Annotated in this window: 13 protein-coding genes; 4 read left to right on the top strand and 9 right to left on the bottom strand. The window is 62.8% G+C overall.

The window, feature by feature from the left end; all coding sequences use genetic code 11:
• Positions 1-3: 3 nt before the first annotated feature.
• The 9 genes from GC119_RS10315 to dcd form a co-directional block, all read right to left on the bottom strand.
• Positions 4-834, bottom strand: a complete 831-nt coding sequence (locus GC119_RS10315; protein WP_193215657.1) for an HpcH/HpaI aldolase family protein — start codon at positions 832-834, stop codon at positions 4-6.
• Positions 827-1414, bottom strand: coding sequence for a monovalent cation/H(+) antiporter subunit G (gene mnhG / locus GC119_RS10310; RefSeq protein ID WP_070575469.1), 588 nt, complete (start codon positions 1412-1414; stop codon positions 827-829). The genes GC119_RS10315 and mnhG overlap by 8 nt, the downstream gene beginning before the upstream one ends.
• Positions 1411-1782: a monovalent cation/H+ antiporter complex subunit F gene (locus GC119_RS10305; RefSeq protein WP_151953096.1), complete on the bottom strand. Its 372-nt coding sequence runs from the start codon at positions 1780-1782 to the stop codon at positions 1411-1413. The genes mnhG and GC119_RS10305 overlap by 4 nt, the downstream gene beginning before the upstream one ends.
• A complete protein-coding gene (locus GC119_RS10300) occupies positions 1782-2606 on the bottom strand; it encodes a Na+/H+ antiporter subunit E (protein ID WP_151953095.1) in 825 nt (274 codons plus the stop codon). Before GC119_RS10300 ends, GC119_RS10305 begins: the two co-directional genes overlap by 1 nt.
• The gene (locus tag GC119_RS10295; RefSeq protein ID WP_151953094.1) at positions 2603-4294 is read right to left on the bottom strand and encodes a Na+/H+ antiporter subunit D; all 1692 of its coding nucleotides are present in this window, start codon (positions 4292-4294) and stop codon (positions 2603-2605) included. The genes GC119_RS10300 and GC119_RS10295 overlap by 4 nt, the downstream gene beginning before the upstream one ends.
• Positions 4291-4845: a Na(+)/H(+) antiporter subunit C gene (locus tag GC119_RS10290; RefSeq protein ID WP_070575459.1), complete on the bottom strand. Its 555-nt coding sequence runs from the start codon at positions 4843-4845 to the stop codon at positions 4291-4293. Before GC119_RS10290 ends, GC119_RS10295 begins: the two co-directional genes overlap by 4 nt.
• Positions 4842-7919: a Na+/H+ antiporter subunit A gene (locus GC119_RS10285; RefSeq protein WP_151953093.1), complete on the bottom strand. Its 3078-nt coding sequence runs from the start codon at positions 7917-7919 to the stop codon at positions 4842-4844. Before GC119_RS10285 ends, GC119_RS10290 begins: the two co-directional genes overlap by 4 nt.
• Positions 7920-7983: 64 nt before the next feature.
• On the bottom strand, positions 7984-8865 hold the full coding sequence (locus GC119_RS10280; RefSeq protein ID WP_070575452.1) for a hypothetical protein: 882 nt from the start codon (positions 8863-8865) through the stop codon (positions 7984-7986).
• Complete coding sequence (gene dcd / locus GC119_RS10275) at positions 8865-9464, bottom strand: dCTP deaminase (protein ID WP_070575450.1); 600 nt, start codon at positions 9462-9464, stop codon at positions 8865-8867. The genes GC119_RS10280 and dcd overlap by 1 nt, the downstream gene beginning before the upstream one ends.
• A gap of 186 nt (positions 9465-9650) precedes the next feature.
• On the opposite strand from dcd, the gene GC119_RS10270 reads away from it, so the two are divergent.
• From GC119_RS10270 to GC119_RS10255, 4 genes are all read left to right on the top strand, one after another.
• A complete protein-coding gene (locus GC119_RS10270; RefSeq protein WP_151953092.1) occupies positions 9651-11741 on the top strand; it encodes a hypothetical protein in 2091 nt (696 codons plus the stop codon).
• Between the two features lie 21 nt (positions 11742-11762).
• Positions 11763-12863, top strand: a complete 1101-nt coding sequence (locus GC119_RS10265) for a hypothetical protein (protein ID WP_070777097.1) — start codon at positions 11763-11765, stop codon at positions 12861-12863.
• 1 nt (position 12864) lies between these two features.
• Positions 12865-13893, top strand: coding sequence for a hypothetical protein (locus tag GC119_RS10260; protein WP_070777096.1), 1029 nt, complete (start codon positions 12865-12867; stop codon positions 13891-13893).
• A gap of 166 nt (positions 13894-14059) precedes the next feature.
• The gene (locus GC119_RS10255) at positions 14060-14962 is read left to right on the top strand and encodes an Abi family protein (RefSeq protein WP_070777095.1); all 903 of its coding nucleotides are present in this window, start codon (positions 14060-14062) and stop codon (positions 14960-14962) included.
• Positions 14963-15066 lie beyond the last annotated feature (104 nt).

The following is a 15066-nucleotide window of genomic DNA, read 5'->3' as shown; positions in this document are numbered from 1 at the left end:
TTGTCACGCCTCTGAGGCGGGCCCTTCCGAAACAGCGCCCTCGGAAGCACTGCCCCTGCGCAGCGCCTCCAGGCCGTCGGCAAAGGCCCAGCGCAGCAGAGCCGTGTCCGCGGCCAGCGACACCATCCGAAAGCCCATGTCGGACCAACGGCGGGCAAGTTCGACGGTCGGGGCGAAGATGCCGGGTACCTTGCCGTGCGCGGCACACGCTTCCAGAACCTGTTCGAGGGCGCGTTCGAGCACGGGAGCGGTGAAGTTTCCGGGCACCCCCAGATTCGTCGACAGGTCGAGCGGACCGACAAACGGCACGTCGACACCGGGCAATGCGGCGATAGCGCTGACGTCGTCCAAAGCGCCGGGGGTTTCGATCTGCGGGAGGAAGAACGTGCGGGCGTCTGCTGCGCGCTGTGCGACTTCCGCCGTTCCGCCCACGTACTGGTCTCCGGCAATTCCAAAAGCCGAACCGCGCACGCCCACAGGCGGGTACTTGGTCCACGAAGCGATCCGCTCGGCTTCTTCAGCCGATTCAACCCACGGAACCATGATGGCGTCAGCGCCCGCGTCGAGCGCTGTAGACACCAAGTGCTGGTGCGGGCCGGGAACTCGCACCACCGTCGTGATGCCCGCCTGTCGGCCCACCGCGATGGGGGCTCGCGCAGAGTCCAGGCCAAGGCCCGAATGTTCGAGATCCAGCAGCACCCAGTCCGCTCCCGCCTGTTTCAGCAGGGTCGGCAGTCCGGGACTGAAGAACTCGATCACGAAAGTGCCGAACACGGGCCGGGTCCGCGCGGTACGCAGCAGCGGGTTTTCGCGGCTGGTGTCTGCTTCACTCACGGTTTTCTCCTTCGCTGGGCTCATCATCGAAATCAGCGCGGGGTTCGCCTGCGTCCCGGTCCTCCGACCGGTCCTCACCGCGAGCGGCTTCAGCCTGGCTTTCAGGGCCCGACGGGTCCGTTCCGCCTACGTCCAGCCCACCGGCGGCTTCGTCCGGGGAGGCATGCGGCGCATCGTAAGAATCATCATCCGCACTCCCCTGCCCGAAGGCTTCGGTGCGGGCGGTCACTTCGCGAGCTTCGGCGCGGGACACGGCATCGGCAAGCTCGTCACGGTACAGCTGTGCACGCCGCAGGTGACGGGTCCGGTAGCCCGCGCGGCCGATCATGTGGGCGCCGACCGGGGCGGTTGCCATCTGGAAGCACGCAATGAGCAGGCAGGTGGTGATCAGCCCGAAGCTCGGATGGGTGACCGCAACGACGATGAGCACCGAAATGAGGCCGAACACCTGCGGTTTTGATCCTGAGTGCAGGCGCGACAGCAGGTCGGGAAAGCGCATGAGCCCGGCTGCCGCGGCAATCGAGAGGACGCCGGACAGGAGGATGAGCACGCTCAGAATGATCGAAATGACGAGGCTCATGGGCGGCCCTCTTCTGTTGGGCTGGGGTCTGCTGTGCTGTCGGCCGAGGCGCCCTGGTCCGAGTCTGCGGGAGGGGCCAGCTGTGCCGTGTTCTCGGAGCGGGCCACGTAGCGCGACACCGCGACTGAACCGACAAAGCCGAAGAACGCCATGGCCAGCAGGATGAACTGCAGGTCAGTCCGACCGGTTACGGCCATGAACACGGCGAAAGAGCACAGCATGGTCGACAGCAGAACATCGGTGGCGATCATGCGGTCGAGGATCGCAGGGCCGCGGACGATCCGCGCAATGGCGACCGCTGCGGCAATGGAGAACAGCACAAAGGCTGCGGGCAGGACGACTACTGCAACGCGAGGATCAAACTCCATCAGGCACCGCCCTCTCTGCTGTTCTCAGCACCGGCTGACTTTCCGGCCGCGGGATTGTCGGCTGGGTGTGTCGCGCCGGACTTCTCAGCACCCTGCTTCGCTTTGAGGTCATCCATTGTGCGTCCACCCAGAACGGGCTTCTGCCCCTGGGCGATGCGTGATTCGTTGAGCACGTGGATGTCATGTTCCGAGCCGATCGCCTTGATGACATGCACCTCGATTTCCAAGGCCAGTTCGCGGGCGCGCTCAATCTGTTCGTCCGTGTTGCAGTCGAGCACGTGGAGGAAGATGACGCCGCGAGCGCGGTCAACCTCGGTGACGAATGTGCCGGGGATCAGTCCGGCAGTCTGCGCAATGACTGTGATGAGCAGGTCTGATCTGGTGTGCAGATCGACTGCGATCACACTGCCGGGAGCGGTTTTGCGCGGCCTAAGCGCAACGGCCGCCACTTCGAGAGCGCCCCGAACCAGCTGCCCGGCAAACCATGCCAGGTACACCGCGAAATACCACGGGTTGATGCGGCCGGAAAGTTCGATCGGCGGCAGGTAGAAAAGGCGCGTGACAATGACCGCGACGATAATGCCGGCGACAATGTGCACAACTGACCAGGCGTCCCACAGCATGATCCACAGAACAACCAGTCCGGTGGTCAGCAGAAGCTGCCGCAGCAGCGCCCACCGCAGAGCCTTTTTGTCGGCGATGCGCGCCGCCTTGCTCTTAGGCTCCTGCTTTCCCGGCTTCTGTTTTTTCGGCGGCTGACCGGCCGAGGTGCCGGGGCCGCTGTGCGCGGTCCCTTCCGGTTTGGGTGTGGGTCGGTTCGTCATTGCTCACCTCCCCTTTCGTGGGCACCTTCGTACTGGTCGGAGGCTTCGGAAATGTCGTCGGAGTAGCCCGGCGGGACGGATTTGCCGTCCGGGTTCGGTGTTTCGTCCTGTCCGACTTCGAACACTGCTGACACGTAGATGCGCGGATCGATGAGGTTGGCTGCCGCGTTTTCGGCTGTCCTCCACAGCGGTCCGGCGAAAACCGTCAGCGCAATTGACACCGCGAGCATCAGCACTGCGGGCCGGGCCATGGGGCCGGGCAGCTTCTCACGGTCGGGTTCAGTCGCACCGATTGCCCGTGCGCCTTTGATCGCTTTGATCTGGCTGATGAGCTGTTCGGTTTCCGGCAGCCGTTCGGGGGCTTCGACCGGGGAGCGCCAGAACACCTGGTTCCACGTGCGGCCCATGACGTAGAGCGTCAGCAGGCTGGTGAGCGCGCCGATGGCCACGAGTGTGATGGTCAGCCAGTCTGCGTCGAAGACACCGGCGAAGAACAGGGCCACCTTGCCGATGAACCCTGACAGCGGAGGAATGCCGCCGAGGTTGAGCGCGGGTATCAGGAAGATCCACGACAGTGCTGGCGACAGGGTCATAAGACCGCCGAGTGCGCTGATCTTTGTGGTTCCGGTCCGCTGTTCGATGAGTCCGACGGCGAGGAACAGCGTGGTCTGCACAACGATGTGGTGGACGGTGTAGTACAGCGCAGCGGCCAGTCCCAATTCCGTTCCCAGGGCGACGCCGAACAGCAGGTAGCCGATGTGGGATACGAGCGTAAAAGAAAGCATTCGCTTGAGGTCGGTTTGGGCGACGGCGCCGAGGATGCCGACTATGAGCGTCAGCCCTGCGACTATGAGCAGCGGAGTGCGCAGCGACTGGCTGAAGAACAGCAGGGTTTCGGTGCGGATGATGGCGTAGATGCCGACTTTTGTCAGCAGCCCGGCGAACACCGCGGTGACCGGCGCCGGTGCCGTCGGATAGGAGTCGGGAAGCCAGAAGGACAGCGGGAAGACCGCGGCTTTGATGCCGAAGCCCAGCAGGAGCGCTATGTGGAGGAACAGCTGGACATCGTCCGGCAGCATGCTGAGTTTGACGGCCAGGTCGGCCATGTTGACGGTTCCGGTTGCCGCGTAGATGAAGCCTATGGAGCCGAGGAAGATGAGCGAGCTCAGCAGGGATACGACGATGTAGGTGGCGCCTACGCGCACGCGCTCTGGGGTCACGCCGATTGTGATGAGCACAAATGACGCCACCAGCAGCATCTCGAAGCCCACGTAGAGGTTGAAGAGATCGCCGGCTATGAACGAAGCTGCCACACCAGCGCAAAGGATGAGGTAGGCGGGATTGAACACCGACACGGGTGACTGGTCGGAGTCGTCGGTCATCTCCTGGCCGACTGCGTAGATGAATACGCTGAGGGTGACGAACATTGAGACCACCAGCATGAGCGCTGAGAGTCGGTCGACTACGAGCGCAATGCCGAACGGAAGTTCCCATGCTCCGACTGCGACCACTTGGATGCCCTGGTTGTCTGTGGCCCAGAGGAGCACACCGCTGATGCCGAGCATGGCCACCAGCGTCACGACTGTCACCAGGTTCTGCAGGCGCACGCGCATTCCCGCCAGCAGGTTGATGCCGGCTCCCAGCAGCGGCAGCACAACCGGCAGCGGAACAAGGGCTGCGAGTGTCATGAGTCCTCTCCCCTTTCCCGCTGCTGTGCCGAGGTGCCGTTTGGCTCATCGTGTGCTGTTCGCTGATCGTCTGGTTCGCCGTCGAGGTCCAGCAGTTTGACGGCCCCGGTGACGGGGAATTCCGCGTCACCGCCGAACTCGGTGTCGTCCTGTTCTTCGGAAACATCTCCCTCATCGCCCATGGTGGCGCGCGACTGCAGCCCGATGCGGATGTCTTCGAGGTCGTCGTCGAGGTTTTCGCGCCTCATGAGCCTCCAGGACCGGTAGATCATTGCAAGCATGAACGCGGTCACACCGAAGGTGATGACGATTGCGGTGAGCGTCAGTGCGTGCGGCAGGGGGTCTGACATTCCCGCCGTGGACAGGTTCTCTCCGTCTGTCAGGGGTGCGCGTCCCGGTTTTCCGGAGGTGAGCACCAGCAGGAGGTTGACGGCGTTGCCGAAGAGCACGATTCCCAGCAGCACGCGGGTCAGCGAGCGCGACAGCATGAGGTAGACGCCGCCTGCGAACATGACGCCCATGGCTGCGGCCATGATGAGAGGTACGGTCACAGCGAATCACCCCTGTGCTGGCCGGCACCGTCCAGCCGGTCGATGCGGCCCATGATGGCGTGCATGCGGGAAGTGTCGAAGCTTTCGTCAACGTCCGACAGCGCCTGGGTCAGGCGGCGTTCGTCTTCTTCCTGGTGGCGGTCCACCTGTGCGCCGAGGGTGCGGAGGATGTCGAGCATGAGTCCCAGGACGATGAGGTACACGCCGATGTCGAAGAGCGTCGAGGTGCCGAATGCGATGTCGCCCAGGGAGCCCAGCGGGATTTCCACGAACACGCTGGAGAGCACTGCATCGCCCCACAGGAGTCCGCCCAGGGCGGTCAGAGCGGCAAGCGTCATGCCCAGGCCCAGCAGAACTCCCGCATTGATGGGTGCGGCTTCTGCCAGTTCCCAGCGGCCACCGGCCAGGTAGCGCATGATGAAGGCGATGCCGGCCACCAGCCCCGCTGCGAAGCCGCCGCCGGGCAGGTTGTGACCGGCGAACAGCAGGTAGACGGAGAACACCATGACGGGGTGGAAAAGCAGCCGGACGGTGACTTCGAGGATGATTGACCGGTTGCGCGGGTTGAGCGTTCGGCCGGCCAGAAGCCAGGCGCCTCGGCTGCTGACTTCATCGGCAGCTTCCGGCGCGTTTCGGTAGTTCTGCGGGTAGCGGGACACGTCGGCGCCTTCGCTGGACACGGCGTCGTGAACCGGGTTGAAGCGCCACAGGATGCCCCGCTGGCGGCCGCGGGCGCTGTCTGCTTGCATGCGCTGCAGCGAGGCTCCCCGGTTGTTGATGAAGATGAGGCTGGCGATGCCGGTGGCGGCCACGACGACCACGGCGAGTTCGCCCAGGGTGTCCCAGGCGCGAATGTCGACGAGTGTCACGTTGACGATGTTCTTGCCGTGTCCGCCGAGCCACGCCAGAACGCCCCAGTCCGATGAGACCGGCCGTTCAGTGCGGGCGGCCATCGCCACAATCGTGCCGACTGCCATAACAGCGCCGAAGGCCACTGCCAGGGTGATGCGCACTGTCTGTTTGAGCTTCCGCTTGGGTTGTCCGCTGGACATGTCACCGGGCAGTCGACGCAGCACGAGGATGAAGACGACGAGAGTGATCGTTTCGACCAGCCCCTGGGTCAGGGCGAGGTCAGGAGCACCCTGGAAGGCGAAGAAAGCCACCATCGCGTAGCCGGAGATGCTTACGACGACGACCGCGGCAAAGCGCTTCTTCATCATGAGCACGCCGATGGTTGCGGCTATCAGTGTGGCCGCAACAGCCCACTGCTGCCAGCTGTCTGCGAGGGTCAGCCGGTCGGGCCACGTGCGGTTGAGCGCGAGCGCAGCGATGAGCGATCCGACTGTCACCAGGAGGATCACCGCCTGGTAGAACGGCAGCGAACCGCGCTGTGTGCGGGCGGTGACGAACGCGGCGGTGCGTTCGAGACCTTGGATTGCACGACGGTAGCCCTCGTTGAAGTCGATTTCGGGCACGTACTTGTGCAGGCGTGCGTCTCGGCCGGAGATCCAGGCCGTCAGCGCGCCCAAGAGGATGGTCGCTGCCGACAGGCCGAGTGCTGGGTTGAAGCCGTGCCACAGGCTGAGTTCGACGAGTTCGGACTCCCCGGCAGCCGGTGGGACGAACAGCACGTAGGTCTGCAGGAGGACCTGCAGCGCACCCGGGAACAGGCCAAACGAAACGATGCCCGCGGCCAACACCACGGTCGGCAGAATCAGGATTGGGTGGGTGTTGCCCGGTGCGACGGCTTCGACTTCTGGTTTGCTGAAGAACGCACCCCACACGAACCGCACCGCGTAGGCGAAGGTGAACACCGATCCCACAAAAATGCCGATCAGCGCGATAGTCGCCCCGGTGGAACCGTCGTCCAGCAGGGTTCCGTAGGAGGCTTCTTTTGCCACAAAGCCCAACAGCGGGGGCACTCCGGCCATGGAGGCCGCCGCGATCGTTCCGACTGCCGCAAGCAGTGGGTCTTCGCGCCCGAAGCCGGAGAGTTTGCGCAGGTCACGGGTTCCCGCCCAGTGGTCGATGATGCCGACCACCAGGAACAGCGTCGATTTGAACAGGGAGTGGGAGACCAGCATCGCCAGAGCGGCCATCGTGATGCTGGCTGTGCCGAAGCTTGCCATGACGGCAAGAAGTCCAAGCTGGGACACGGTGCCGTAGGCCAGAATGAGTTTGAGGTCGTACTGTTTGAGCGCCCGCCACGCACCCAAAAGCATGGTGCTGATGCCGACCGTCAGCAAGACGGGCTGCCAGCCGGGCATTGTCGAAAAGCCCGGCGCCAAGCGCAGGATCAGGTAGATGCCCGCTTTGACCATCGCGGCGGCGTGCAGATAGGCGCTGACGGGGGTGGGGGCGGCCATCGCGCCGGGAAGCCAGAAGTGGAAGGGCAGCAGGGCGGATTTCGCCATCGCTCCGACCAGCAGCAGAAGAACGCCCGCAATGACCATGGGGTACGTTCCGGAGTCCGGGTAGCCTGTCTGGACAATCCGGGTGAGGCTCATGGTTCCGTAGCTGGCGGCGAGGAACACAATGCCCACGAGCATTGCCAGACCGCCGAACGTGGTCACGATGAGAGCCTGCAGGGCGGAACGGCGGGACTGCACGCGCGTGTTGAAATGGCCGATCAGCAGGTAGCTGAAGACCGTGGTGCCTTCCCAGAAGATGAAGATGACCAGCAGCTCATCGGCAATCACCAGGCCGTACATCATGCCGGCAAAGGCCATGAGGACGCTGGCAAACCGGCTGAGCGACCAGTCGTCCGCTTCGAAGTAGCGCGCGCTGTAGATAAAGATGAGTGCGCCTACACCCGTGACGATGAGCGACATGATCCACGACAGAGCATCTAGTTGGAAGACGATGCTCATCCCGAGTTCGGGAAGCCACGAAAACTCCTGGCGCACAGGCGGCGCACCGGCAGCATCGAGCACCGGGGCCGAATTGAGGATCGTGTAGAGGAAGCCTGCCGCTGGAACTGCGGCGAGAATGAAGAACGCCCCGCGTTCGAAAACACGAAACAGCATCGGGGCGAGCAGGGCGGCGGCAAAGAAACTCAGAAGAATCGTCGCCATTGCGCCCCCCCGGGGTTAGAAAATCAGTGAATATTTTTGCATACCCGGCTTTGCCGCGTGAGCATCACCCCTTCAGCTGGTGTTCCGCGAGCAGGAAGCCGTCGCGGTCGACCGCCGCCCCACCAGTGGCTTCGACGACCGCTGCGGCGAGGTCGCCGATGATGCTTCCGGCGGTTTTGCGAATCCGCCGGTGCGCGCGCGAAGAATCGTCGTCATCATCTGCGTGCCAGCGGATCGAGTAGGCCACCTGGGGGCCGTCGGCGAAGCGCTCCACGATTGTCGGCAGGGCGGTTTCGACGATGACGCCCAGTTCGATCAGCCCTCGCCCCTCGCCCAGATCGACGTCGAGGGAGTAGCCGTCGAGTTCTTGGTCTTCGGGAACATAGGCCGAGGTGTCGACCACCTTGCCTTCCGGCACCGCGTTTTTGATGTGGGGCATCAGGAGGTCCGAAGTGATCCAGTAAGGGGAGAACACGGTGATTGCGGGGTGAGCGCTGGGATCGGGCGCGATGATCCGCTCGTGCCCGCCGGGTTCGGCATCGTCGGCTATCCGCACAGCAGAGTGCAGGCGGCGAGCGAGCGCTATGAGCAGTTCGATGCCGCGCTCTTCTTCGCGAATCGGCAGCCCGTTCGGAAACAGCTTTTCGATTCCCTCGGAGTGGAAGAACCATTCCGGTGGAGGCTCTGGTTCGCGCTCTCGCGGAGTGGACAGCGCGTAGGCCTTGCGGAAAATGGTTGGGATCTGGGCTTCTGCGGCAGCGCTGGCAGTGATCTTCAGCGGTCCGGTCAGCGTGGAGTATCGGCTGAGCGTTCGCACAGCGCCGTCGGTTTCGACACGCGGCAGCACGTTTGACAGGAGAACGTCGATGTCGCTGTCGAGAATCGTGTTGTCGACAAGCAGCAGGTGTTGGCTTCGCAGGGTCTGCGGATCAGCGACCTGGGACATCAGCGTGGGTCCTCCTGGTTCATAGGTGCGCGGTAGAAGTTCTCAAAGGACCGCGAAGCCGTGGGGCCGCGCTGTCCCATGTAGCGGTTCGCGGTTGCCGGGTCGGCTCCGTAGGGGCGCTGAGCCTGCGCGCCCAGACGGAAGAAGCACAGCTGGCCGATCTTCATGCCCGGCCACAGGGTGATGGGCAAAGTGGCGACGTTCGACAGTTCGAGGGTCACGTGGCCAGAGAACCCGGGGTCGATGAAGCCTGCGGTGGAGTGGGTGAGCAGCCCCAGGCGGCCGAGGCTCGACTTGCCTTCCAGGCGGGCCGCGATGTCGGTTGGCAGGGTCACGACTTCGAGGGTCGAGGCGAGCACAAACTCACCGGGGTGCAGCACAAAGGGCTCATTGCCGTGGGTCTCCACCAGGCGGGTCAGTTCGGGCTGTTCCTGGGATGGGTCGATGACCGAGTACTTGTGGTTGTCGAACAGCCGGAAGCTGCGATCCAAGCACACGTCGACGGAAGCCGGCTGAACCAGACTTTCATCCAGCGGGTCCAAGCGGATGCGGCCTTCGGCAAGTTCGGCCCGGATTTCGCCATCAGATAGGAGACTCACGTCACCAGGCTACATCGGCCTTATACCACGCGCATTGAGCAGATTCTTAACATCGGGGCAAAAATCGTTTACAGTTGAACCTGACCTACACCCCGCACCGATGGTGCCTTCCCCTTTCAACCTCGTTGGGCGGGTAGGTGTCGTCGCCTTGTTGGGTGTGTTCACAACACAACCGAAAGGCTAACTGTGAAGACTCTTCCCAGTCTTGTTCTTGCCCCCGCAGTGGCCGCGGTTACAGGCTTTGCAGCCGTTCCCGCTTTTGCCGCTCCCGGGGATCAGGCCCCGGATACATCAACCGGCCAGAACTCCACTCCGTCATCTGACTCTCAAACCGGCCAGGTCAGCGTCTCACTCGCGCAGAGTTCGATTCCTGCCGAGCAGATCGCCGACAGCAAACAGGGTCTGAAGTTCACCGGTACGGGCTTCACCCCCGGAGACAAGGCAACCGTCACGGTCATCGGCACCGACGGAATCTCCTACACCCCTGACACCCAGCTGGCGGTTTCGAAAGCCGGTGTGGTTAAGGGCTCCTACTTCTTCTCGACCGAGAAGGATTCGAAGGTGCCCGAAGGCAGCTACCGCCTGTTCCTCACGGACGTGAAGACGAACGAAGCCACCGAACTGGCTGCGTTCACCGTCGGCAGCAAGGCCGCGGACAAAGCCGACAAGCCTGCAGAGTCTGACCAGAAGCCGCAGCCGGAGGGCTCGGCAAAGCCGGCAGGCGCATCGAAGGCCCCCGCGGGTCAAGGCGGCGAAAAGACCGCCGAGGCAGCGAAGGCCAGCCAGGCCCAGCCGAGCGAATCCCCCTCGACTCCGGCTGGCGACAAGGCTGAGACGAAGTCGGCCAGCCCGTCCTCGCAGCCGACGCCGTCTGAGACTCCTTCGCCGACCCCCAGCCCGACGAGCAAGTCGGCACAGCCGAGCGAAACGCCTTCCCCGACTCCCAGCGAAAGCACCAAGTCGGCACAGCCCACTCCGTCCGAGACGCCCTCGGCTTCCCCGTCGCCTAAGCCCAGCGAAAGCCCGACTTCCAGCGAGTCCTCGAAGCCTGCCGAAAAGGCAGACGACAAGAAGGACGACAAGGCTGAGGCAGACAAGTCCGACGACAAGAAGGCCGAAGACAGCACTCCGAAGGTCACTCAGGAACAGCTGCCCACTTCGACCGTGTCGTTCAGCTCTAAGCGCATCAAGGACTCTGACTTTGCCCTGACCAAGGAAGAAATCGCCCAGGTCAAGGTGCCCGGCAGCGCTTCGAAGAAGCAGAAGGACGCCGCTCAGAAGAAGTCAGCTGAATTTGCCAAGGCTGGCAAGGGTGCAGCCCTGACCCTGAAGAACGGTCTGCCCGGCGCCACATACACCTTCAAGGTGCAGGAACCCGGGGCTTCGAAGCCGTTTGAGCTTCAGGCCAAGACGGATGCGGCAGGCAATGCCTCGGTGTGGATCTACGCTTCAGAGAAGGCCGCCGCGGGCACCTACAAGGTGACCGTCGAAGGCAAGAAGGCCGTCGTGACCGAACAGGCTGGTGACAAGGCCGACAACAAGACTGCTGACAAGGCCGACAACAAGAAGTCTGAAACCAGCAACGCCAAGAAATCTGAGTCCAGCAAGTCCAAGGCTGCCACGCCTGAAGCAGCCAAAGCCGAGTCCGGCGGGCAGCTGAACTGGGCTGAGGCTACGAAGCTGGCTAAGAACGAGCAGTCCGGCGTCGGGATTGAAGACAAGGCGCAGGTTGCTTCTGCAACGTTCACGGTATACGCCACACGATCTGCCTCGGCGTCCGCGAAGACGAGTCCGGAGCAGAAGGCAGCTTCGGAACAGAAGGAAACGGAACCGCAGAAGAAGACCTCCGACGCTGAAAAGCCCGCACCCCCCGAATCTCCCAGCCCGGCCCCTAAGTCCGAAGCTGAGGGTATGAACAAGACGCCAGCAGCACCGGAAGCTCAAAAGCCGGCGGCTGAAGGCGACGCGGAACAGAAGTCGGCAGAAGACGACCAGGCAGAGGACACCGTGCCGGAAGCCGAACAGACCGACCAGGCTGACCAGTCCGATCAGACTGCAGCGGTCGACTGGGGCCAGGCAGACACCTCGGGTTCGCAGCAGGGCCGCGAACTTCCCAACACCACTCCCGGTGACGACTACGCACAGTCCCAGGAGCAGTCAGGTTCGCAGATGCCGCGCACCGGCGGGGATCTCACCGGACTTGCGCTCGGTGCTGGACTCGTTGTAGTCGGTGCAGCATCGATCGTCGTGACCCGACGCAAGGTGAGCGGCGTCTGAAAACAGCGGTATCTTGAGTACATGACTGAACTTGACCTCAGCGATGTCGTGTTCTCGGGAACACCACTGACAGACGGCCCGATCGGCACCTCGGAGCGCCTCGTCATAATGGGGCAAAGCGAGGACGTGGGGACTGCCCTTCGGGCCGTCTGCACCAAAACTGAGGTCTGCGCTATGGCGGGGGAAGCCACAGCGTCAGACAGCCTCATCCGCTATGCCAAGCACCAGCTTCGCGCCCTGACCTACAGCCGTGCGGCTGCCCGGTCAGGGTTTGAGCATGTGCATACGGCAGCCCGCTTCTTCGGCATCACCGTCGACGGGCGGCGGGCAGAGGAACTCGACCCCGCGGACCGCGGTCGACTGCGCTTAGCTGTCACGATCGCAGCCGCACTTACGCGGAACAGCCCCTGGCTGGTCTTAGACCGGCCGTTCGAAGGGATCCCCACACGTGCCCGAGCAGGTATACGAGGAAGACTGCTGGACGCACTGGATCACTTCGAACTGGGGGCTGTTTTTGCTCTCGACTCGGCCGTCGATGCGGGAATCATCGGCGGCCGAACAGTCGTTTTGGAACTTGATCAGGTTGCTGATGCCGGTAATTTCGGCCAGCAGCTTCGCACTCCGCGCTCTAACCTGGCCGCGGATCTCGCCGGGGTGAATGTGTTCTCCGGTTTGGCCAGGCGCGGTTGGCTTTCCATTGGGCATTCGCAGGTTCGCGCCAAAACGGAACTGGACGGCAAGGTGTTCGTCACGATTCCCACCGGCGCTGTCCGTCTGTCCTTTGACGAATTCTCACCGATTTTCGACGGCGAGGCTGTTTTCGAAGCCCTCGTCGTAGGTCTGCACGACAAGGATTCGAAAGTGCAGATCACGCTTTCTCCATCCGATACCGAGGTGGGGCTGGCTCTGCAGTGCGACCTGTTCGACTTCAGCGCCGAAGCTGCTGAGAACACCGAGCTGGCGTGGGGTGTTCTCCACCCGGACCTGGGCGCGGACATCGCCAAGCAGAATGAGGCTGTGCGCCCCGGCACTCGCCTGTGGGTCGAAGTGGACACCGCGCAGATGCGCGCCTATCCCGTGTCAGACGCCGCACCGACCGCTGTTATGAGCGCAAAGGAATGATATGCGCAGATGGTTGAGTGCGGCTGTCGTCCTGTTTGTTCTGGCGGGCTTGAGTGTGCCGGTTTTCAATCTGACCCGCTACTCCCCCGCGACTGTTGTCAGCCGCTATCTTGGCGCTTTGGCCGATGGTGACGGCGCACGGGCCCGCGGCTTTGTCATTGGACCCGATCTGCAGAGCACTGACGGCATGACCGACGAAGTCATTGACGGCGCTCAGGGTGTGCCCACCCAGGTCAAAACGAAGGTTGAGGAGTCTGAAAAGAACACGGCAAGGGTCCGCGCGGACTATGTTCTCGGGTCGAGTCCGCACTCCACGGTGTTCACAGTCGAAAGGCTTCCGCGTTCGTGGGGCCTGTACAGCCAGTGGAGAATCCGAGTTGACGAATGGCCCACGCTGTCGGTCCGGGGTCCCCAGGCGCAGGCTGCCAACATCAACAATCAGCCCATGGAAAACGGCACGAACGCCGTTCCGGTTCTCTTTCCCCTGCAATACGGGATCGGCTTCAACCAGAAATATATGAAGGCCGACTATGAGACTGTTGACGTCGTAGAACCCGGTGAAGAGCACAGTGTCACGGTCGAGGCTCAGCCCACCCAAGCGCTGAGCGAAGAGGCTCAGGCTCAGCTGCACAAACAGCTTGCAGACTGCACAAAGCAGAAAGTGCTCATGCCGACCGGCTGCACTTTCGGCTATGAAACGAACAACACGATCCTCGGCGATGTTCAGTGGGAACTTGTGTCCGCCCCGGATGTTGAGCTTGTGAACGATTCCAGTTCGAACGGGTCGGCCTCGCTCAGCAGCGGTGAGAACACAGACGGCAAAAGTGCTGGCAGCAGCAGTCAGCAGGACCAACAGTCGGGCGGTCTGCTCATGCGCTCAGCCGAAGCGAAGTTCACAGTCTCCGGCAACTACCGCGACGCCGTCACCGGCACCGAAACCGATTTCAGCGAAGAAGTCACCGCGCTCATCTCTGCCCGCATCATCCTCACCGAGGACGGCAAGGTAGAGGTAGAACAGATCGAACCCTGAAATGACGAGGCGCCGCTCAGGCGAGCTTTTGAACTAGCCCGAGTGGCGCCTCGTCCGTAGATGGCGACTTGTCAAACGATCCTGCTATGCTGAGACTGATCGACCCCCTCCCAAGCCTCTCGTGGAAGCTCAAATGGGAGGGGCCTTTATCTTTCTGGGGTGCCGCATGAAACCTTCGCTGTCGTGGGACGAGCAAGTCGCCCTTCTAGACAACCGAGGCCTCACTATCCCTGACAAGGCGGAATGCGCCCAATTCCTCGCAGCGACAAACTACTACCGGTTCTCCGGCTACGCTCGATATTTCCAGAGGGCCCCTCATCTCGGTGACGATGATTTTCGGCAGGGCTCCTCGTTCGACGAGATTCGGGCAATCTACGACGCCGACGAAGCACTGCGCGCCCGGCTGGTTATTCCTCTCGCCCGCGTTGAGCTTGTGCTCCGGTCACACGTTGCCCGCGTCATCGCCGACAATCATGGCGCCTACGGCCGGTATCTCGACGAGGACTTCTACACCGAGATCGGCGACCGCAAATCGACCGTCGAATTCTGTTTGCGCGACATCGATCGGAGCAAGGATCGTCATATCCTCCGTTATCGGGAGGCCGGCATCGACCGAGCAGACTACAGCAAACTGCCTGTGTGGTCAGCCGTCGAGGCCTGGTCGTTCGGCACCCTGTCGAAAGTGATCGAACGCGGCGGCCAAGGCACACTTGCCGATGCGGTTGCGACGAGCACCGGGATCGCCAAAGCGGGATTCGCCTACCGTGTGCGGGCAATGGTCTATCTTCGAAACCGCTGTGCGCACCACAGCCGCCTGTGGCACCATTCTGTCCTCGATGCCGGGCCGACCCCGAACAACGTGCGCAACAAGGCAAAGCGGGTAGCCGGACAGTTCGAACCCCGGTCCGTCCTCGACGTGATCGCCTCGCTCGACGATATTGCGTGCCGAACCGGAGTTGCTGACCCGCTTCTTCCGAGGCTCGTTGCCGACTACGGGCGGAATTCTGCATTCTGGCAGGGTCTGGCCAAGCCGCAGAGCCCGCGTGATCACGGTCGTGACGGGCTCTGAGTGCCCCCTGCGAAGACGGCAAGGTAGAGGTAGAGCAGATCGAACCCTGAAATGACGAGGCGCCGGTCAGGCGAGCTTCCTAACTCACCTGAGCGGCGCCTCGT

This window comes from Brevibacterium sp. Marseille-P9724 (assembly GCF_902500275.1).
Lineage (GTDB): Bacteria > Actinomycetota > Actinomycetes > Actinomycetales > Brevibacteriaceae > Brevibacterium.
Note: the sequence above shows the minus strand (reverse complement) of the source record. Positions and strands in the feature narration are given on the sequence as shown.